This window comes from Rubripirellula tenax (genome assembly GCF_007860125.1).
Taxonomy (GTDB): domain Bacteria; phylum Planctomycetota; class Planctomycetia; order Pirellulales; family Pirellulaceae; genus Rubripirellula; species Rubripirellula tenax.
The window spans coordinates 153,201-175,426 of the sequence record NZ_SJPW01000005.1 but is presented as its reverse complement, the minus strand read 5'-3'; the positions used below and the strand labels follow the sequence as shown (position 1 = coordinate 175,426).

The window sequence follows — 22,226 nt, the reverse complement described above, 5'->3', positions numbered from 1 at the left end:
TGAGGCACGTGACTACGAATCATGCTCGGTGCGAATTTGGTTGACCTTTTGGTCGACGTCGCGGTAGGCGACCTCGTGAGGAGCCACATTGGCTTGACTGGCCTTCGCTGCCGTTACCCCGGCGTACTCGCCCATGGCGACCGCGTTTCCGGTGACCCGGTAACTCGAATGAGCGATGAAGTCGCCGCTAATGCACCGGCCGGCCATCATCAGATTATCAACTTCCGCCGCGATCATCGCTCCCATCGGGATCTCAAACGGCTTGGCCCTGATACCGCGGTTTCCGTAACCGCCATCGCTTTTCTTGATCGCATGGATGTCCACGCAAAAATCGGACGTGCACACGCTATCGGATACCCTGCGTCCAGCGACCACGTCAGCCTTGGTGACGACGCCACGCCCCTTCAGACGTCTCCCATCGCGAACACCAATTTTTTCGCTGGTAGTCACCAGTCGAATGTCTTTCCATTCAGGTAGCGTCCGAAGGCCTCGGATGATGTTGTTCAGTTCGTTCCGAGCACGGAAAGTGGCGGCGGTGATCTCGGACGCACTATCGGGTCGCACGCCATACTCGTGATTCATCATTACCGTGGCTATGGAACCACCCATGTGAAATACGGTCGGTTTGGTGTAGCTCGGCTTGAATCCGCCACGTTCGATTTCGGCTCGAAAGCGATCTTTGTGATTTCCGTCGCTGCTCCCCGCACGCGTAAATTCGCGCAGCAACTCGGGCGGCGCCGAAATCACCCCCATGAGGGACATCGGTTGGCATGGGCATCCATCGTCGCCAGCGCTGTCGCCGATTTCAAACTGACATCCCGCCAACGCGCCGACGTCTCCATCACCTGTCGTGTCGATGACGACGTCTGCTAGCCAAGCCTCACGTCCAGACTTTGATTCCGTGATGACACCGCGGACGCGTTTAGCATTGTCAAGTTCAACGGCGACGACGCGGGTGTGAAGCTGAACACCAATATTCAGCTCGGTGACATAGGTTTCCAAGACCCACTTCATGGTTTCTACGTCGTACATGTACGACAACCAAGATTGGGGCCGCATCGCAACGTGACCATACTGCGTGTTCACCTCGTCGAGCCGCCGGATCAACTCGGTGTTGAATCCTGGTTTGTCCGCGTCAATGACGTAAGACAACATGCCACTCGTCCAAACGCCGCCGAGGCAGCCGTGGCATTCAAGAATATGCACCGACGCACCAGCCCGAGCCGCAGCGATCGCGGCGCTTACCCCGGCCGGTCCTCCACCGCAAACCAATACGTCACATCTGCGAGTAACGGTGGTCTTGCGTTCTGGTTCGCTGACGAAATCAGTCGGTGCTTCCGTGACGCCCTGGGCATGGACGGATTGGACGGTGCTGGCTCCAACGAGCGCCGCAGTGCCGGCAAGCATCGCACGTCGGTCAAAAAGATTGCTATCCATTTTTTTCACACTTTCAGGATGACGGGTGGGACATCGAAGAGTTTATCGCCGAAATCTGTGGGTTGTGCTTTCTCCGTCGCGTTCAAGGCGGACTACGATGCCCAAACGACTTTGTTGAACGGAGAAATATCTTGGTAACAAAGAGCGAGTAGCTGCTATTTATATCATCGCCAACGCAAAAGATGCACGTCTTGTCTCGGACCTTGATGGATGATGAACCCAGCTTTTTCACAACGTAGCGTGTTTTTGCTTTCCGGTTTTGGTCGTTGCGTTGTGTCGATTCTTGCGTTGATGTTGGCTCGTAGCGCAGTCAACGCCGACAATTCTAGGCCTCCTAACGTGCTGATTGTCGTCGCCGACGACTTGGGGTTCAGTGATCTCGGCTGCTACGGCAGTGAGATCGACACGCCGAACCTGGATAAGCTGGCCGGTCACGGATTGCGACTGACTCAGTTCTACACCACCGGGCGATGTTGTCCGTCGCGGGCGAGCTTATTGACGGGCCAGTATCCGCATCGGGTCGGACTCGGCCACATGACCCAGGACATTGGTCTGCCCGGGTATCGGGGACGCGTGTCCGAGGCTGCTCAGACGATTGCCCAGCAACTGACGCCGTACGGATACCGATCGTTCTTGTCGGGCAAGTGGCATCTGGGAACCGACGATCCCACCCAGCATGGTTTTGAAGAGTTTTATGGCACGCTGACGAGTGCAAAGACGTTTTGGGATGCCGATCACTTCTTGCGGCTGCCCGCAGGGCGGAATCCAAGGACATACGATGAAGGTGAATTCTACGCAACCAATGCAGTCGCCGATCATGCGATCGAATTCTTGGACAAGGCGAGAGAGACCCCCGATCGGCCTTGGTTCGTTTATCTTGCATTCAATGCTCCGCATTTTCCACTTCATGCGCCAACGCATTTGATTGCCAAGTACGCCAGTCGTTACGTCGACGGATGGGACGTCGCACGCGTCGACCGACTTCAGCGTATGAAGAAGCTGGGCGTTGTTCCAGCCGACACGCAGCTCACTCCGCGATCCGTGCATTTCGATTGGGGTGCGTCCGATCCCGATCGGAATCCACCGTGGGCGTCGTTGTCCGAAGAGCGACGTGCTGACTTATCGCGTCGCATGGCCATCTACGCCGCGATGGTGGATTCGATGGACCAGAATATCGGGCGAGTCCTGAACGATCTGAAGACTCGCGGTGAATTTGAAAACACACTCATTGTCTTCACATCGGACAACGGAGCCTGCGCCGAGTGGGATTCCTTTGGATTCGATGGCAAGTCGAGCCCAAACAACGTGTTGCACCAAGGCGAACAGCTGGATGCCATGGGTTCATCGGGAACGTTTCACAGTGCCGGCTCTGGTTGGGCCAACGTATCAAACACACCTTGGCGGCTCTACAAACATTACAACCACGAAGGCGGCATCGCCGTGCCATGCATCTTGCACTGGCCCACAAAGATGGCGGACGAGTCACTGCGTCGCGGAAGAATCGACGCGGCGCCGACGCATTTGATTGACGTCCTACCGACGCTGTTGGACGCGGTGGGTGCGTCCGCGTCCAGCGAGGACGTTGCGATGGCAGGCACCAGCCTATTGCCAGTGATACAAGGCAAGTCGCTACCAAAGCGAAGTCTATTCTTTGAACACGAGGGCAATCGAGCGGTCCGGGACGGCAAATGGAAATTGGTCGCTCTGCGTGATCGACCGTGGGAACTCTACAACATGGAAGTCGACCGCTCCGAGCTGAATGATCTTGCCGAAAAACGTCCGGCGCTCGTCAATCAAATGTCGAAAGCTTGGGACCGATGGGCCAATCAGAATCGAGTCACACCGCTGCCGAGCGACTACCACGTCGCCTACGTGCCGGCGAAAGAACCCATTGAGTCGGCGCAGTTGACTGCAGGTACGGTTCGCAAACTGGCCGGTGGTTTTCGGTTCACGGAAGGCCCCGCGTGGGATGGTTTGGAAAACTGGTATTTCTCGGATATCCCTAACAAAACGCTTCACCAGTTATCAACCAACGGCAAGCGAAAACTGATTCGCACAGGAGCACAAGCGTCCAATGGCATCGTCGTTGATGAACAAGGCCGGCTAGTGTTTTGCGAAGTTGGCGGTTGTCGAATTGTGCGAAGGGATGCCGGTGGCCGGGAGGAAACGCTTACGGATTCGTGTGACGGTAAACCGCTGGGAATGCCCAATGACATTTGGATCGCGTCAAACGGTGATATCTACTTCACAGTTACGAAACGGAATAAACAGCGAGCAAAGTCCATTCCCGCCGATGCGATCACCGCCACCGTCTTCATGATCCCCGCCGACGGGAGTGCGACGCAAAATGTCGGCTACGGATTGAAAGCTCCCAACGGGATCGTCGGCAGCAGCGATGGCAAGCGTTTATACGTCACCGATTTTGGATTCAAGAAGTGTTGGCGTTACACGATCGAAGACGACGGTTCCTTGTCGGACCAACAAGTCGCTGCCGATCAAGCCTCCGACGGGATCGCGTTGGACGAACGAGGCAATCTATACACGACCTCAAAGGAAGGGATCACCGTCTATGACTCCGATGCCAAGAAAACTGCGTTGATTCCGACGCCCGAGAGTCCTGCGAATATGAAGTTTGGTGGCGTTGACGGACACACGCTTATCATCACCGCTCGGACCAGTGTTTACGCGATCCAAATGAACGTTCGCGGCGACTTTCCATGACCATCACCTCAACGATCGAACTCATATGAATCCTCAACACGCCGCATCCACACGACGGCGGCTTCTGAAGGGAGTCGGCGTCACGCTTGCCTTACCGTTTTTGCAATCGCAGTCGCCCGTCAAGGCGGCTGAGAACGAACGGAAGCTTGCTCCCGAGTCCGACGGCAAGCCGCGTCGCGCGGTATTTATCTGCAACAACCTTGGGTTGCACATGCCGTACTTTGTTCCCGAGGAGACAGGGTTTGGCTACAAGCCGTCCCCGTATTTGGAAGTGTTGGGCGATTTGCGCAAGCAGATGACCGTCTTTTCGGGCGTCTCCCATCCGCATGTCGACGGCGGACATGCCGCTGAGAAGTCGTTCCTGACCGCAGCGCCGCATCCGGGAAGCGGTAGTTTCCGAAACAGCATCTCGGTCGATCAGTTGATGACCGAATCGATCGGTTCCCAAACTCGCATCCCATCGTTGGTGTTGAGCGCGAATGGGGGCGGTTCGCTTTCGTGGACTCGAAGTGGTGTCCCCATTCCGGGACAGGAGTCGCCGTCAAAGGTGTTTCGCAAGCTGTTCACGTCGGGGTCACCAACTGAAGTTCGAGAGCAAATCACGCGGCTTCAGCAAGGGGCAAGCGTGATGGATATGGTGATGAGTGAAGCGAAACGACTTCGGGGCGATCTGAGCCGAGACGACCAACAAAAATTCGACGAGTACACCACCAGCGTTCGCGAAGTCGAACAGGAGATGGTGCGTCAACAGGAGTGGGAACGCAAACCAAAACCTCAGGTCGACGCGAAGGAACCGGACGACATTCGCGACCAGGCCGACACGATCGGTCGGTCCAAGTTGATGTATGACCTTGTCGCACTCGCGCTGCAAACCGATTCCACTCGGCTCGCAACGATCATGGCCGTCGGCTGGTTTGCCGTTCCGCCGATCAATCAAGTCACCGAGGGATATCACACGCTTTCGCACCATGGCAAAAACGAAGAAAAATTAGCGCAGTTGGCAATCATCGAGAAACAGCACCTCAGTATCCTGCGTGACTTCTTGGCCAAGCTGGCTGCGGTGAAGGAGGAGGATGACACGTTGCTGGACCGGACGATGGTTTTGTTTGGTAGCGACATGGGCAACGCATCGAGCCACAACAATACCAATGTTCCCGCCGTTCTGGCCGGCGGCGGATTCAAGCACGGCCAGCACTTGGCGTTTGATAAAACGAACAACGAACCGCTTTCCAATATCTATGTCAGCATGTTGCAACGAATGGGATTGCCGATTGACCGCTTTGGCAGCAGCACGGGAACAATGCGCGGATTGGAGATGCAGTCATGAACTACGCTTCAATGAAACATGTCGGCTTTCGAAAGCGGCTGCAGGCTGTTTTGCAGGTGGCCCTTTTGTTTTTGTGCTTCGGTTTCTGTGCACCGTCACGTGCCGACGATCTAACGTCGAACGCTTCGCTCAAACAGTTTTTGGGAAGCTACTGCGTCGATTGTCATGGCGAAGGGGCCGACGAAGGTAACTTTGAACTCAATTCGCTTAGCGGTGACATGAACGATGCCGCCAATTTTGACCGGTGGCAATTGGTTCACGACCGACTTGAATCTGGTGAAATGCCACCTGAGGACGCCGAACGACCGAAACCGGAAGAGATCGCTGTGGCGCTAAAGCCGCTAGCCACATCGCTTTCGTCCACTCAGTCGCAGATGCAGGCTAAACAGGGCCGTGTCACGGCTCGACGTCTGAACGCAATCGAGTTTCAAACGACGTTGTCGGACTTGCTGCAAACACCGCTGGACATCGCCGATTTGTTGCCGGCCGATGCCAAGGCCGAGGGATTCTCCACGGTTGGATCGGCGCTGAATATTTCTAGCGTTCAGATGGAAGCGTATCTCGAGGCCATCGATGCCGCGATTGATCAGTCGGTTCGGTTTGCCGATCGACCCGAGAAGCAAAAGTTTCGACTGTCCCTGTTGAATAACAACGGCTACATGGTGACGTACCGCGCCCAGCATCCGGCGTTGCCCGTTGTCGATGGCATGAATTTGTATGCCACCGAAGCAATGTCGAACCACCATGCGTTGTGGGGGCAATATGTCGTGCCAAGAACTGGCACCTACCGGATCAAAGTGTCAGCCTACAAAGTGAATTCGGACGATCCGATTGCTCTGACCATGCGAGTCGGTGGAAACGGACACAAAGAGACATTGAAGGTCAAGCATCGTTTGCTAGAGCACATTGAGATTGATTCGGAGGAACCTCAGGTTCACGAGTGGCAGGGGGAACTACTTCGCGGACACTTCTTGCACTTGTATCCCTCGGAGTTGCCCATTTATCGGTTTCCGATTAACAAGGGTTATGGCCAAGTGAAATGGGAAGGGCCCGGCGTGTGCGTGCAGTGGTTGGAGATCGAGGGCCCAATTTTGGAAACATGGCCGCCTGAGGGAGAGCAAGTGCTATTTGGGAACGTCGCCACCCAGCCGATCGCGGAGGCGAACAATCCTGATCCTAATGTTCAACTGCATTCGCTACCGGTCATTCCTGCGGACCCCCGGAAAAGGCCAAAGGACTGGCCACCGGGCGGGAACCCATTCAATCCGCTGGCCGGAGACGCAGGCAGAGATGCCAAGTTTCCCGCTCAGGTCTACGGCCAGAAACGGAGCCAGATTGTCAGAGAAATCCTGGCCGGGAAACGGGAGGGAGCAGACCCGCTGCCTGATTACTATTCGCCTCCACACAATCTGCCGATCGGAAGTCCACTACCGAGCTACGGTGGCGAACCGATTTACAAGAATGCCTCACATCCTGGCGACTTGGTGCGGACCCGTGAATTGGCACCCGCCGATGCCAAGGCCGATGCGGCACGTTTGATCAAACGCATGTTGCCGATGGCCTTTCGGCGTCCGGTCTCGAAAACGGTATCGGACAGATACGTCGCGTTCGTTCATAGCTGGCTCGACCAAGGGGTCTCGTTTGAATCTGCCATGCGAACGGGATACAAGGCGATCTTCACATCACCTCAGTTCCTGTTTCAGCAGTCGACACTACCAACCGGAGATGTCGATATGGAAAACGCGAAGGAGTTCGCACTCGCCGAACGACTCGCTTACTTCCTGTGGTGCAGCACTCCGGACGTCGAGCTATTGCAACTCGCTCATGCAGGCGAGCTCTCTCAGCCAAGAATGCTGCGTGAACAGACCGAACGTCTGTTGAAAGACAAACGATCGGAACGGTTCGTCGAGGATTTCCTTGGCCAATGGTTGGATCTTCACGAGATTGATTTCACCAGCCCGGATACTCATCTCTTTCCGGAGTACGACGCCGTTTTGCATACATCGATGGTCGAGGAATCGCACGCATTCTTTCGTCATCTGCTGACAGAAAATCTACCCGCCAAAAATCTGATCGATTCCAGTTTCGTGACCGTCAACCGGCGGCTTGCCAAGCATTACCGAATCGACGGGGTCTCGGGCATGAAACCGACTTTGGTTGACATTCCGGAAGATTGCGTTCGGGGTGGCCTGCTGACCCAAGCGGCTGTCTTGAAGGTGACCGCCAATGGCACCAATACGTCGCCTGTTGTCCGCGGCGTTTGGGTGCTCGAGCGAGTTCTCGGTTCCCCGTCGGCTCCACCTCCACCAGGGATCCCGGCCGTTGAACCAGATATCCGCGGAGCGGTCACAATTCGCGATCAGTTGGAAAAACACCGCAACAACGCAGCGTGTGCGTCATGCCACGCCAAAATCGACCCTCCAGGAATGGCCCTCGAAAGTTTCGATCCCGTCGGTCGGTATCGCACGACCTACCGGGTCCTCGATCCGTCGAAGGCGGAACTGCGGAAGCAGGACCACACGATCCGTTACAACCAAGGCCTACCGGTCGATGCGTCCTACCAACTCGCTGACGGAACAAAATTCAAAGACATCCGCCAGCTCAAGCGAATCCTGGCCGAAGACGAGCAGGCGATCGCCCGGACGCTGATCGATCGGTTACTGGTCTATTCAACGGGTGCGACCACCACGTTTGCGGACCGGAACGAAATCAACCAACTCGTTCGTGGTACCAAGAGCGAAGCCTATGGAGTTCGCTCGATCGTTCACGCCGTGGTGCAAAGCAAACTGTTTCGCACTCGATAAATGGCTTCGCTGGCAGAAAGCACCGTCGATCGATTGAGTACAATGGGGGCGTAGCGAAGTTGACTGGACAGTTTCCTTTAATCGTTAGCCGAAGGCTTGAGCGACGGGTGCTCGCCTACGCCTACGCCTACGCCTACGCCTACGCCTACGCCTACGCCTACGCCTTCGGCTTCGGCTGACGGTTAAACTGAATGATCGCGGTGACGTCAATGTTGCGATGGATCGCTAATTTCGCTTGCTCGCATTTGTCATCAATGGGTCCTTGGCGAATCGTATCGATATGAAACTTCAACCCTCTCTCGCTCAAGTCCAACCTTGCGAACCGTCGCCGAATTGTCCGACTGCTGTTCGTGCAAGCGGCAGGTTCGCTTCCGTTCCAGCACGACTGCTGGTTCTCCTGGTCCTGGCCACCGTTCCGCACTCGATCGCCGGTTCGCAGGAGTTAGCCGCCCAAGAGTCAGTGGCCCACGAGTCAGGGATTCCGCATGTTGGACGTCGCGGTTTTGCCGAGGACGTGCGTTCGTTTCTTGCCGATCATTGCATTCGGTGTCATGGGCCGAAAATCGCCAATGCCGGATTTCGTGTGGATCAGCTCTCACCGGACCTTGCGACTCCCAACGCGGCTGAGCAATGGAAAGAGGTCGTTGACAGGATCAACCTTGGCGACATGCCACCCGAAGAAGAACCACGGCCTGCGCCGGGGGAATTCGAGCCTGTTGTGGATTGGATCAACTCGGCACTGCGTGATGCCGAACGGTCGGCTCGAAACGCGGGTGGGCGGATTCCCATGCGGCGATTAAACCGAGTCGAGTACGCCAACAGTGTTCGCGATTTATTGCACATGGACCCGATGGTGATCGCGCCGTTGGTCGAAGACTTTCCGGGCGATGGGAAGGCCGAGGGCTTCGACCGCTTGGGGGTTGCGTTGTTCTTTGATCAGACGCAGATCGAGCGGACGCTGGAGGTCGCCGAACGCGCGATCGCGGTCGGCGAACCTGAGATTCAAACATTGCGGGCCGAGGCGGAAGCGAACCCGCGAATCAAGCCGAGTAAGAAAAAAAATAACAAGCCGTTTCGCCAAGACAGTTGTCGAACCGGGGCCAAGCGGGGTGGAGCTTGTCGACGAAGGTGTGCGGTTCGTTCACGGTTACGGCAATCGTCCCAAGTCTGATCGCTGGGGCCGTTTGGGGAACGTCGATGCGTCAACGGTCGTACTTCAAGACGGTTACTACCGCATCCGGGTTCGTGCGGGGTCGAGTCTGGGAACTCGCGGCGAACCGATTCGTGTCAGAGCGGTGTATGCCGACAAAACGCCTGTTCGCGCGACCGTCGAGATTCCGATTCCAACTCCGCTCGATACGCCTGAGGTTTACGAAGCGATGGTGTTCCTGCGTGCCGGTCCGAACGGGCTCAAACGAAGCATCGGCTTTAGCTTCAACGACATCGACAACCTGATCGTGACCACGCCGGAAAACAACCAATGGATGCATGTGGTGCGGGAAGCGAAAGGCAAATTGCGTGACGCCAACACTTCGGGCGCAACGAAGGCTGAAGTCGAAAAGGCACGCGCGGAGCTGGACGCTGTGGCAGCCGAAGCGAGCAAGTGGAAAGGGCCCCTGCGATACTACAACCCTGAACATGATTCCCAAAATCCGCCAACGATCTTCGTTGACTGGTTTGAGATCAGCGGACCGGTCGCGCAAACTTGGCCGCCGAAGAGTCATCAGACGATTTTCTTCGCCGATGAGCATCAGCCGAGCGAGCAACGGCATGACACCGACGATGTGCGTGAGATTTTCGCCCGTCTGCTTCGACGAGCGTATCGCCGCCCAGTGAATCAAGCCGAGATCAACGGCGTAGTCGAATTTGTCGAGCAAGCTCGTGCATCGGGCACCGCTTTTTACGACGCCGTGCGACTGGGACTGGCGCGTGTGCTTTGTTCACCAGGGTTTCTGTTCATTCAAGAACCCGCCGATGGAACGACGCCTCGCAAGCTCAACGATTACGAACTCGCTTCACGGCTGAGCTACTTCCTTTGGTCAAGCATGCCGGACGAAACACTTTTTGAGCTCGCCGAAAACGGACAGCTTGATGATCCACGCACGTTGCTGGAACAGGTCGATCGGATGCTCGATGACCCGAGGGCCGAGGCATTTGTCGAAGGGTTCGCAGGCCAGTGGCTGCACGTTCGCGAGTTTGGCAACACGATGCCGGCCAATGAGTACCGCGACTATGACGCGGAACTGGAGGAATCATCCAAGCTCGAGGCGTATGCGTTCTTTCGTGAGGTGGTCGCTTCGGACTTGCCGGTCACAAACTTTCTGGACAGTGACTTTGTGATGATCAATCAGCGGCTTGCTCGACACTACGGGATCGAGGGCGTTGAGGGACCGAACATTCGTCGCGTCGTCGTCCAGCCGCAGCATCATCGTGGTGGCGTGCTTGGGATGGCGGGTCTGATGACGCTGCTTTCCGATGGCACTCGCACGTTGCCGGTTCGTCGCGCGGCTTGGGTGAAGACCGAACTGTTTGGCGATCCGCCAGGCAACCCGCCACCCAACGCAGGCGAAATCCAACCCAACACGGCCGGAAAAAAACTGACCGTGCGACAGCGGCTAGACCTTCACCGCAACGAACCGACTTGTGCATGTGCGGACTGGCAAGGTCTGATTGACTAGCGGGTGTGAATCCCGCCTGGGTAAGTGCTAGCCACACGCCCAGTATCGAGTGTTGCAGCCAATCAAGTAGGCATCATGAGCTGAAGTGGTTGGTTGAAGCGTACACAGAAAGGTAGTGAGGGTGAATGGATCGCAGGTGGCCCTGCGGCCATGAACGGGAATAGCTCCGAAATTTGGTAACTGTTGGAACTGCTTACGGTTTGTGCATGCCTGAAAGCAACATCGCTTGGTGCGTCATTGGCGAGCCTCAAGCGGAGACCCGGAGTCGGCGCCCCGCTCGCGCTACACACAATGTCAATCAGGCAACCAGTGAGGCCCTGAGGTTCTTGATCGATACACGGCCTCCAGTCTAGATCGATCGAGTATGTCCAAGAAGTGGAATAAGCGACGAAGACAAATGACTCTCAGGGAATCGGACGACCCAGTAGTACCGCAGCAGCCCGACTGCCAATCGGGAAGCGACAAGCCGAGTAATGTCGGTGCAGGGAAGCGGGTCGAGATTTCACGCGATTCAGATCGGACACCGACCGTACTCAGTGACGGAAACTCGGTGCTAACCCGGCTGGATCGCATCTCTCAAAGAGCGAAGACGCACCCGGGAGCAGATTTCAACAATCTCTTCTCACTGCTCGACTATGAGCTGTTGTGGTACGCCTTTCGCCGACTTAAACGAGGTAAAACGCCAGGCGTCGATAACGTAACGATAGAGGACTACGAAGAAGGACTCGAAGCGAACCTTCGAGACCTTCTCGAACGACTTCATCGTGGCGCGTATCGCCCGATGCCAAGTTTGCGAAAGAACATCCCCAAGGGGAATGGGAAAACGCGACCGCTTGGTATCGCTTGCGTGGAGGACAAGCTTGTCCAACGCGCAGTCGTGATGATCTTGGAGCAAATCTACGAAGTAGACTTCTACGACACTTCGTATGGTTACCGTCCAGGCAAATCGTGTCACGAGGCATTGTCGACACTCGGCGGGATCATCGCCACGCGGAAAGTGAACTGGATCAGTGACGCCGATGTCAAAGGATTCTTTGACAACGTGTCTCACCAGCGACTCGAAGAGCTGTTGCGGAAGCGAATCAGCGACCCGAAGTTGCTGCGACTGATTAGCCGTTCCTTGAAGGCAGGCGTGATGATCGACGGGAAGTTGCAGGCCACCGAAGACGGTGTTCCTCAGGGAGCTAGTCTCTCACCGCTGTTGGCCAACGTGTATTTGCATTACGTGTTGGACGAGTGGTTCGAGCAAGAAGTCAAACCACGACTCAAGGGCGAAGCGTACATCGTGCGTTTCGCTGATGATTTCGTGTGTTGCTTCGAGCACGAATCGGATGCGTTGAGATACCAATTGGTGCTGCCGAAGCGACTTGGCCGTTACTCTCTGTCAGTCGCCGAGGAGAAAACCAAGTTGATGCGTTTTGGACGCTTCGCACGTCGCGATCACCAGCGACTCGGCGAAGGCGCCCCACAGACGTTCGACTTTCTCGGATTCACTCACTACTGCGGGCATTCGCGAGCCGGAAAGTTCAAGCTGAAAAGGAAAACGTCAGGGAAGAAGCTTCGTGTGAAGTTAACCGAGATGCGTCTTTGGTTTCATCATCAGCTCTCGACTCCGGTCGGCGAGATGTGGCAAGTTCTGAACGCGAAGCTTCGCGGCCACTATCAGTATTACGGTATCAATGACAATTGGCCGATGCTGATGGCGTACCGCAGCAAGGTTCGTCGGATGGCGAAACGACATTTGAGTCGCCGTAGTCAAAAGAGCTATTTGAACTGGGACGCTTTCAATTGCTTTACGGAACTGCATCCCTTGGCGAGTCCGAAGAGTTTGACGGATCTGATCGCAATGAACCGTGAGTCGTTACGTGCGAGAGCCAAGTGAAGTCGGGGAGCCGGATGCGTTAACGGCGCACGTCCGGATCTGAGAGGGGCCGAGGGGTCAATGCGGTAAGGCTATAATATTGTGACACCACAACGGGAAACCAGTGGCAAACAGTGAACACAAAGCTTAGCCTAAGCCAAAGAGACCTCGGTCTACTCGCCCATGCCATGCGAAGCTCGACCCGTTCGGGATCGCACTTGAGAACTACGATGTGATCGGCAAGTGGCGCACCCAAGCCAACGGCGAAGGGTTCCGCGGCAAGAACGCACCGTTGATCGATGTCAGCGGCGAGTTCCCCGAGGGTGATTCGTTCGCGTCGCTGGATGAGTACAAGGCGGGATTGCTGGCGCGGCGCGATGCATTCACCCGCAACCTAGTCGAAAAGATGCTGACGTACGCTTTGACTCGCCCGGTCGGTTACGCCGATCGTCAGACTGTCGAAACGATCACCGATTCCGTGCGAAGTGATGATTACCAGATGCGGACGCTCATCCGCGAAGTTGTTGCCAGTGAAATCTTTCAATCGAAATGAGTTTTAGGATCAACATGAATCATTCACCCTCACCCTTTCGTCGTCGGGCGTTTCTTCGAGGCACCGGCATCACGCTGGCACTACCGTGGCTGGAAACGATGAGCGTTTGTGCTCGCGGCGCCGACACGGCCGGTGGCATGGCGGCTGACGAAATTCCCAAGCGTTCCGTTTTTTGCATGTGGGGACTCGGACTCAACGGCCGCGACTTCACGCCCACCACGACGGGGCCGGATTACGAGATCACGCCCATCTTGCAGCCACTCGAGCGTCATCGTCGCGACTTCACCACCGTCAGTGGACTCAAGCTGACTCATTCGGGCGGCCACGGTGGCGATCGCACTTTTTTAACGGGAACCAACACGCACGCCAGCAGCAGCAAACTTCGCGTCTCTTGTGATCAGGAACTCGCCGACGCGATCGGTCACCAGACGCGATACTCTTCGCTAACGCTCGGCATCCGACGTGGAACAGGGTTTGGCAACCCGCAAGACAACACGCTTTCTTGGAGCCGCAGCGGCACGCCGATTCCGGCAGAGAACCGGCCGCACGTGCTGTTCGACAAGCTCTTCCGCCCCGACACCGCTGACACACTTGCCGAGCGTGAAGCCGCGTTTGCGAGGCGGTCCAGCGTGCTGGATTCGGTGCGAGGCGAAGCCCGTGCGTTCGCGGATCGTCTCGGTAAAGTCGACCGCGAAAAGCTCGACGAATACTTCACGGGAATCCGTGACCTCGAGAAACAGATGCAAGTCGAAAAGACTTGGTTGTATGAACCGAAGCCGTCCGTCGACGCCCCCGAGTTTGGCGATGAACAGGGCCTCGACCCGACACGCAGCGGCCTGGATTATCGTCGCTATCAACGGCTGATGTATGACTTGATCACGCTTGCGTTGCAAACCGATAGCACCCGCGTGATCTCCTACATGGCTCGCATGGACAATTCCGATGGCACCGGCGCATTCAAGGGCGAGGGCAACCCCTACGGCTATCACGAAATGACGCATCACGGCGAGGACCCTGACAAGCTACGTTGGTGGACCAAAGCTGACACGTGGTACATGGAGGAATGGGCCTACTTCCTGGACCGATTGAAATCAGTGAAGGAGGGCGACGGCACGTTGTTGGATCACACGATGGTGGTGTGGGGATCGTCCGGCGGAACCATCAACGCTCACAACAACCACCATTTGCCCGCCATCCTTTGCGGCGGGGGTGGCATCGGAGTGAAACACCAAGGGCACGTCGTCAAGGAGAACGCCTACCTAGGCAACCTTTGGCAAACCATGTTCGGCGTGATGGATGTGCCGGTACCCAAGAATTTCCAAGGCGGCGAGGCCGATGGGGTGATCGGCGAGATCATCTAAGCATCGCGTGAACTATAAATGGCGTAGTGAGGCTGCTAGCCTGCAAAACAGGCTGGCAGCCTGTGCTACGAATTCGTCACTTATTGTTCACGGGATGCTAAGGAATTGTCCCGAATCCATGTCCCGAGTTTGTCGGATAGTGGCACGGTGGTCTCCACCGTGAATCACGGCGGGGACCGCCGTGCCACCATTTAGAATCCGGAGGTTGTTTCGGGACAGTTCCTGAACTCGTTCGATTCGATTCGTTATCCGATCGTCGCGGTGAACTCGTTTCGATCGGCACGCATTCACCACTTCCCAACCACGCACTCGCAAATTTCATGATGACTGCAAGACTCCTCGCCGCCCTCACGGGATTACTTATCCTTGGCATCCCCGCATCGGCGTCGCCGGCGCTGCTTTGGACGCAATACGCTCAGGCCAACGGAGTCTTGAAGCTGACCGCTCACACCGATGCCGACCCGCTGCATCCCGAACCGGCGACGGCGCGACTGCTGATGAAGATCAGCGACGAGTGGGAAACGGTTGCCGAAGCGGAAGTGGAACCACTCACCGCGATGGCCGCCTTTCGTGTGGAAGACTGGGACAATCGCAAAGTGTTTTCGTACCGGGTCCTGTGTGGCGACAGCAAGCTGGAGGGAACGATTCGGGCCGAACCCAAGGCGAAAGGTGGCGTCTTGAAACTCGCCGTGCTCGCCTGCATCAAGGACGAGTTCTTTCCGCAAACCAACGCCGTGCAGCATGTGATCGATCAAGATCCCGATCTGCTGTTCTTTGGAGGCGACCAGCTCTATGAATCCAACGCGGGCGGCGAGGTTATCTACACGCAAAGTGAAGCGGACATCCCCGCCGCGATGGCGAATGTGCTCGCCAAGTGGCGAAAGTTTGGATTGATGTTTAAGGAGCTACTCAAGGATCGCCCTTCGCTAATCATCACGGACGATCACGATGTCTACGCCGATGACCTTTGGGGGCGAGGCGGGATTCGTATGCCAGGGAATCGCACCACGGGTGGTTACAACATGGAACCAAAGTGGGTCAATCTGGTGGAGCGAGTGCAAACTTGGCATTTGCCCGACGCGGCTCATCCCGGTCCGTGGGGAGATGGCATTCTAGCGTATTACACTTCATTGAATTATGGCGGTGTCAGTTTCGCGCTGTTGGAAGATCGGAAGTTCAAGTCCGCTCCTGCCCAGGTGCTCGACGCACCGGTGAGTGACCCGGACGCATCGCAGATGGCCCCAAACATGGAAGTCATCGAATGGGCTGACTTTGATGCGGGCAAATTGGATCAACCCGGTTTGCAGTTGCTTGGAAAATCGCAGGAAGACTTCGTGAGACAATGGGCCAACGATGTTTTCAAGAGCGGCAACCTGGCTGCTGTGCTGAGTCAATCACCGTACGCCAATGTGGGCAACTATGAGCCGCATTTCGGCGACATGGATTCCAATGGTTGGCCTCAGTCGGCCCGCGATCGGGCACTGCGAGCGATCGCGCCCTCCAAGGCCGTGATGCTATGCGGAGACATATACTACGGCACTTTGTTTCAGAACGGCATTGACGACTGGGGTGACGGTCCTTGGACGTTCTCGGTGCCCGGCTTCACCTCCAATCAAAACCGCCGTTGGAAACCATCGGTCGCACCGCAAGGCAACGCGATTGAGGGTATTGAAGGATCGGGAAATCACCATGATCGGTTCGGCAACAAGCTCACTTTGGTCGGCAAGGCCGATGGCTACAAAGGCTACGGCATGGCGTTCTTCGACAAAGGCAAGCGTGAAATCACGTTGGACATTCACCTCTTCAATGATGCGCGCCAGCCGGTGCCGGATCGCGTTCCCGGTTGGCCGCGAACGATCCAGGTGGAATGAACGGGGTTGAGTTGTGTTGAATGCCCTCAAGCACAATGGGCCATCACTTTTCTTCGAATCCGACTCACAAAGATCGCTCATCCGACACAAGGATGGGCAGTACCCGGAACGGATGTCGTTCGAAGGTCTGGCTTTTGTGGTCCTTCTTTGGAGTGCGATGCCAGGCCATCGCACTTCAAGGAGGCGGGTTTCGAAAGAAAGAATCCGCCGAACGATCAACGCATCGGGGCCATGCCTGCAAAACCTCCTCAGCACTGAGCGGAAAATAACCGTCGCAACTCGGGCACGCTTGCCCGAGATATTCGCGACGGGCAAGAGTGCCCATCGTCCATTTATTTCCCGCTCGTTCCTCAGCACCCTTCCATCGGATCAGCCCAAAGGAAGCTGTGGATCAGTAGCTCAGCTTGCCGCCCTTCATGGGCTTTTGGGTTTCGCTTTCCCACCACTCGTTGGGACCTTCGGTTTCGATGGACTTCCAAACCTCCAGCAGCTTTTTTGTCATCTCGGCTGTTTTCTCAGGCATCGCCGAAGCCAGATCGTGCTCTTCTTTCCAGTCCTTCTGGATCTCGTAGAGCTGGAATTTGGTCAGTGTTTCGTCGCCGACCAGTTTCCAATCACCGATCCGTAATGCCACACGATCGCCCGGTGGCGAAACATGCGTCCGCCAAAACAACGGAACCTTTCGCTCGACCGGCTTTCCCGCAAACGCCGGAATCATACTGACGCCATCAATCGTGCGATCGTCCGGTAGCGGAATGCCCGTCATTGCGAGTACCGTGGCAAAGATATCCGTGCCAATGACCGGGACATCGCTGATCGATCCCGGTGCGATCTTCCCCGGCCAACGCGCGACACCGGGCACGCGAATGCCGCCCTCGTGATCACTACGCTTGAGACCACGTAGGCCACCCGTCGTTCCACCAAACTTAATGACCGGGCCGTTATCCGATGTAAAGAAAATGAAGGTGTTATCGCTTACGCCTTCATCATCCAACGTCTGCATGACTTTGCCCAAGGCATGGTCCATTTGAGTGATGTTGCCCATGTACTTGCTGTTCTCGTGCCCGTCATACAGACCAGAAAACTTGGGATCCGTCGCGATCGGTGCATGAGGCTCGTGAACCCAAACCGACAACGCAAAGGGTTTGGATTTGTCCCGTTTCTTGCTCAACCAACTCGCCACTTCGGTCGAGACCAAGGGAGCCGAGTAGCCGATCATTTCGCCAACGGGTTCCCGTTGCGAACGAAGTTATCCGGGTTCTTGTGACTGGGACTGGCGTTGTTGTGAGTCGTCAGCGGGCGATAAACGGCACGCGAATACCACCCGCATACAGCGATCGTTTGCGTCCTTTTAAATTGCCTATCGCCCGTCATCGAAAACCTGACAACACCGCAAATCAATGCGGTCCCAGTCCAGGGCAACCACAACCCGTTCGATCGCCCGAAGACGGCGCGCATTTGAGCGAGCGGACTTGATGTTGAGCATCCCATGTTCATTCGCGTTCGATGGCCCATTGATCGGTTCGAAATGACGACGCTGGCAAGCCGGCTTGGTTGACAAGATTCGGCATGTCACCGCTGCCCCATGCAAATCGCACCGCGACGGGGGCGGTCACATTCTCACTGCGAACGACAATGGTTTCCCCGTCGACGATTGCGTCGGCATCGACGAAGTGTTGGTCGTTTGCGGCGATCATGAAATGCGTCAACGGCTGACTGTCGCTTGCCATCAAAACACCGCCCGTGTGCGCAAACTGGATCCGAATCGAGTCGTCCTCGGTGGTGTGACTCTGGTAAATCGGACTGGATGCCAACAAGTCATCACGTCCGTAGTCGCGAGCCAAGGCGAGTCGCGCGAGTCGTTCGCCGACGGGCTTCTTTTGTTTGGGATGAATGTTGGTGAAATCGCCCACATCCATCGTCACCACCATCCCCGTGTTGGGCTCCGCCAGCGTCATCATTTGCGCTTCCCGCAGATACGCGGCACTGACCGGCTTGTCTTTATAAACAAACGGAGCGATTTGGACAAAGTAGAACGGGAAGTCGCCTTGGCCCCATCGATTCCGCCAATCACGGATCAAACCGGGAAAGAGTGTCCGATACTGCTTGGGGCGTTCAACATTGGATTCGCCCTGGTACCAAATCACGCCGCGAAACGAGAACGGGATCAACGGCTTGAGCATGCTGTTGTAAAGCACGCTTGGACTACGTTGATTCATTCCTTTGGGGGCGGGTTTGCCGCGCTGATAAAGAACGCCAGTCTTCTCGGCGATTGCCGGGTACCCATCGAGCGTCTCGGTGAACTCGGGAAAATCCTGACGCAGCACGTCGGGGCTGACCCAGGCCTCGGCCGACGATCCTCCCCAATTGGTCGACACCAACCCGATCGGAACATCCAACTCTTGGTGCAATCGAGAGCCAAAGAAATAGCCAACCGCACTCAAATTCAATACCGTTTGCGGATTGCACACTGTCCATTTAGTGAGAACGTCGTCCTGGTCTTCCAACGCGATCACGGCGGGGATTTCGCAATAACGGATGCGAGGGTAGTTCGCTTTGTCGACGTCTTCTTTGAAATGCTCCAATCCGAAGCCACGCATTTTCCACTGCATGTTGGACTGGCCGGAACAGATCCATACTTCCCCAACGAACACATCACGCAGCCGAACTTCTTGATCGTTGGTTGCGACCGTCAAGTCAAACGGGCCTCCTGCTTCAGGGGTGTCGATCGTTGCTTTCCATCGTCCCGCATCGTCCGCCACCGCCGTGACCGTTCGGTCCGACCATGACGCAAGAACCGTCACGTTTTGATTGGGGCTGCATTGGCCCCATATCGCGTTCTTGCATTCTCGTTGCAGAACCATTTGGTCACCAAAGATGCCAGCAAACCGAAGCGGCATGCTCTCATCCGCCGTCGCACACGAGCACATCGATCCCCAGCACACTGTCATGACGATCATCGTTCGGGCGGACACTGCCCGGGTAACGCGAGCGTTCGGTTCCATTTTTCAATTCCTTGCTTGGGATGTCATCAAAGATGCAAATACCGAGTGCCGAAGGTTCCCTGCTATCCAAAATCGGTTCAGACTATCGCACCCATCCGCCGTATGAATCCATTTTCTGGGCCCGAATCCCAATTATCCAAGTCTAATTCAAATGGACATCATTGAGTCCGAATGAATTTTGCGTCGCCTTGTTGGCGGCAACAGGCTGGATTCGCAGATCGGTGTCTTTCAGTGCGTTTGACGTCAGGATCGCCTCGTCACCCTTTTTGAGATCGAGTTCCCATGAGCCTTCTTCGTTCTTCACTACTTGCTGCTTCGTTGCTGCGACGCCATTGATGTAAACGTCCATTTCTGAAACGTCCGTTCGCACGATGCACGGTGATCCGGCCAAGCTTTCGACGGAAACGAACTGCGTCTTTCCGTTGGTGCGTACGGCGCCGATCTTGAACCCACCGGCCGCAAGCATTCCATCAAAACAAAGATTGTTCCACGACGCCGGTACGGCGGGGAAAACTCGAATCTTGTCGCCCCAGCTTTGTAGTAGCATCAACTGCAGGGAATCACACAGCGACAATGGTGTTTCGGTCACCGGCTGGATTCGCTTGGTTTCAGTGTACATCGTTGTTGGATGAATCATTGCCGGATTGTTGGGATAGAGTTCCTGCATTTTCAAGAACGTATTCAAGTATCCTGCTGCCTTCTCGCCATCGCCCTGCAACGCATACATCGCCGCCGCGCCGCTCCACGAGTAGCCTGCGTTCCCTCGACCGGGATAGTTGATCCAGTGATCCACTGACTTGGCGATCAAGTCTCGATTTTTGGGTTGGTCGATGTTGATCTCGCAAATCGGATAGATCATCAACAAGTGAGAGTAATGACGGTGCGATTGCTCGAAGGGGAAGTCCTTGGCGACCATGAAGCCATTTTCGTTCTTCGGATAATCAACCAATCGGCTGAGCACGTCATTCCACTTCGGAAGCAGCGGATCGTTGATGCCATATCGATCGTCGATGTTGACCAGAGTGCGTAGCCCCCAGCGAAATAGAGCCAGATTGAAATTGCAATCTTCGCCCGCCCCGTATTCTGGGGATCGTGTGTGGGGCAAGTGAATCAACCCATCCTCGCCCTCGACCATGAAATGCAGATAAGTATGGACCGACTTTTTCAGCAGTGGAAAGAACTTTTCAGTAGTGCGTTGCCGATCCATTGTTCGCTCTAGCATCAGCCAATAGTCATGGCACGTCCAAAGCAGTTCGCCGGTGAACCCAAGCTTGCCGCTGGGAAACTTGCTGATGAAGGTCTGCGGGACGATCGTCGACATGCCGGCGCACTGGCCGCCATATTGATCTGGCATATTGGCGACCAAAGTTGGAAGCTTCTCGTCCAACTTTGTAAACAGACTCTCGGCGACTTCCAGTCGATTCGCGGTCGAAAGAAACCAATAAGAAAGCTGAGTATTCAGATTGAACCAGCCGTTCGCCCAGGCGGTGTTTTCGACCATCCAAGGCCCCATTGTGTCCATGAACGCGCGACCTTTTCGAGCGCCCGCACCAAACTTATAGACCTGAATCCAGTAAAAACTCTCCATGCGAGTGTCATCGAGACTCAGGAAGCTCTTTGGATAATAGCGATGCCACCAGACACGATGCCGCTGAACGAAGCTTTCCATCGACTCATCGTTGATCTTCTTCAGATGGTCGACGGCGTTCTTCGCCGCCGTGGCTTGGGGAAAGCTATGCTCGATGGAAACAAGCAATTGCTTCGCTCCGTCGGGACGGTTCTTGATGGTCCAGGCGGTTCCGGTTTCTCCACCAGCGACTAAAGACTGCTGCGACACATGGTAGCCGTCAATCTTCGTCAATACGGGCTCGGGATTGTACTGGTAAGGTGCTGCGGCCCATCCTTTGCGGCTGGGATGCGCCTTGTCACCCTTGCTGGCGACCTCCCGGTCCGCTTGCAAACGAGCCGGCGCGATTGCTTTGAGTGGAATGAAATCCAACTCCATGGCGACTTCGCCATCTGACGGCTTCAGGTCGTACAGGATCACCATGTCGTCGCTGTGGACGATGCCGCGAATGTCAATCGTGCCACGATCGGTGGTCACCCGAACGCGAGCCTCCGCGTTGTACAGGTCGAGTCGACCGCTGAAGCCGGTGATTTTCCCAGACGTTTTTAGCTTGAAGTAACCGTTGGGAAGCCGCGATTGGGAGATAAAGGGCTGCCCCTTTGTCTGATGATCTTCCACATCGGCGCGTCCCAGGCTGATTCGCAGGTGATGATCATCCGTCTGGTGCAGCATCGATCCCAGCATACCGTTGCCAAGAAACGGGCCGTCGTGCCAGGCCATCGGTGCACGCGTCCAAACCAGATCGTGACGAGCCAAAAAACTGGACCAATCAACCTCGTTCGTCACCTCCGCGCTGGTTGGCGAAGGTAAGCCGACGAGAGCCAGTAGCAAAACATGGAAGCTGACGGTCTTAATTGCGAAGTTCATCTTTAGGTTCACGAAAAGTACGGGGGGCATGGCGCGAGTCCACGATAGGATTGGCGTGCGACGCTTGAAGCCGTGGCATTCATGGTGGGGGACGTCGGCTAAGGCCCAATACCG

Annotated in this window: 13 protein-coding genes and 1 pseudogene; 10 read left to right on the top strand and 4 right to left on the bottom strand. The window is 55.9% G+C overall.

All coding sequences use genetic code 11. From position 1 onward, the window contains the following. Nucleotides 1–12: 12 nt before the first annotated feature. On the bottom strand, nt 13–1,437 hold the full coding sequence (locus tag Poly51_RS18845) for an FAD-dependent oxidoreductase (protein ID WP_146459345.1): 1,425 nt from the start codon (nt 1,435–1,437) through the stop codon (nt 13–15). A gap of 210 nt (nt 1,438–1,647) precedes the next feature. Here Poly51_RS18845 and Poly51_RS18840 point away from each other — a divergent pair, with 210 nt between their 5' ends. The 10 genes and pseudogenes from Poly51_RS18840 (at nt 1,648) to Poly51_RS18800 (ending at nt 16,613) form a co-directional block, all read left to right on the top strand. Beyond that, complete coding sequence (locus Poly51_RS18840; protein WP_146459344.1) at nt 1,648–4,158, top strand: sulfatase-like hydrolase/transferase; 2,511 nt, start codon at nt 1,648–1,650, stop codon at nt 4,156–4,158. Nucleotides 4,159–4,183: 25 nt separating this feature from the next. Continuing rightward, on the top strand, nt 4,184–5,485 hold the full coding sequence (locus Poly51_RS18835; RefSeq protein ID WP_146459343.1) for a DUF1552 domain-containing protein: 1,302 nt from the start codon (nt 4,184–4,186) through the stop codon (nt 5,483–5,485). Then, entirely contained in the window at nt 5,482–8,289 is a 2,808-nt protein-coding gene (locus Poly51_RS18830; protein WP_146459342.1) for a DUF1592 domain-containing protein, read from the top strand. The genes Poly51_RS18835 and Poly51_RS18830 overlap by 4 nt, the downstream gene beginning before the upstream one ends. A gap of 280 nt (nt 8,290–8,569) precedes the next feature. After that, complete coding sequence (locus Poly51_RS18825; RefSeq protein ID WP_146459341.1) at nt 8,570–9,460, top strand: DUF1587 domain-containing protein; 891 nt, start codon at nt 8,570–8,572, stop codon at nt 9,458–9,460. Further along, complete coding sequence (locus Poly51_RS18820; RefSeq protein WP_186775661.1) at nt 9,399–10,967, top strand: DUF1592 domain-containing protein; 1,569 nt, start codon at nt 9,399–9,401, stop codon at nt 10,965–10,967. The genes Poly51_RS18825 and Poly51_RS18820 overlap by 62 nt, the downstream gene beginning before the upstream one ends. 397 nt (nt 10,968–11,364) lie before the next feature. Next, nucleotides 11,365–12,849: a group II intron reverse transcriptase/maturase gene (ltrA, locus tag Poly51_RS18815; RefSeq protein WP_146459339.1), complete on the top strand. Its 1,485-nt coding sequence runs from the start codon at nt 11,365–11,367 to the stop codon at nt 12,847–12,849. Between the two features lie 166 nt (nt 12,850–13,015). Next, nucleotides 13,016–13,072, top strand: a pseudogene (locus Poly51_RS31620) (hypothetical protein); the annotation flags it as partial. Continuing rightward, nucleotides 13,061–13,381, top strand: coding sequence for a DUF1585 domain-containing protein (locus Poly51_RS18810; protein ID WP_186775660.1), 321 nt, complete (start codon nt 13,061–13,063; stop codon nt 13,379–13,381). The pseudogene Poly51_RS31620 and the gene Poly51_RS18810, both read left to right, overlap by 12 nt. Before the next feature lie 14 nt (nt 13,382–13,395). Further along, nucleotides 13,396–14,742: a DUF1552 domain-containing protein gene (locus Poly51_RS18805; RefSeq protein ID WP_186775659.1), complete on the top strand. Its 1,347-nt coding sequence runs from the start codon at nt 13,396–13,398 to the stop codon at nt 14,740–14,742. Between the two features lie 323 nt (nt 14,743–15,065). Beyond that, nucleotides 15,066–16,613, top strand: a complete 1,548-nt coding sequence (locus tag Poly51_RS18800; RefSeq protein ID WP_186775658.1) for an alkaline phosphatase D family protein — start codon at nt 15,066–15,068, stop codon at nt 16,611–16,613. 391 nt (nt 16,614–17,004) lie between these two features. Here the strand turns inward: Poly51_RS18800 and Poly51_RS18795 are convergent, their stop codons facing one another. The 3 genes from Poly51_RS18795 to Poly51_RS18785 all read right to left on the bottom strand — a co-directional run bounded on the left by Poly51_RS18795 (nt 17,005) and on the right by Poly51_RS18785 (nt 22,142). Next, nucleotides 17,005–17,832 carry a sulfatase family protein gene (locus tag Poly51_RS18795; RefSeq protein ID WP_246114605.1) on the bottom strand — a complete coding sequence of 276 codons (828 nt, stop codon included), beginning with the start codon at nt 17,830–17,832 and terminating at the stop codon, nt 17,005–17,007. A gap of 274 nt (nt 17,833–18,106) precedes the next feature. After that, a complete protein-coding gene (locus Poly51_RS18790; protein WP_246114604.1) occupies nt 18,107–19,618 on the bottom strand; it encodes a sialate O-acetylesterase in 1,512 nt (503 codons plus the stop codon). Between the two features lie 142 nt (nt 19,619–19,760). Further along, nucleotides 19,761–22,142, bottom strand: coding sequence for a glycosyl hydrolase family 95 catalytic domain-containing protein (locus tag Poly51_RS18785; RefSeq protein WP_146459335.1), 2,382 nt, complete (start codon nt 22,140–22,142; stop codon nt 19,761–19,763). Nucleotides 22,143–22,226: the final 84 nt, after the last annotated feature.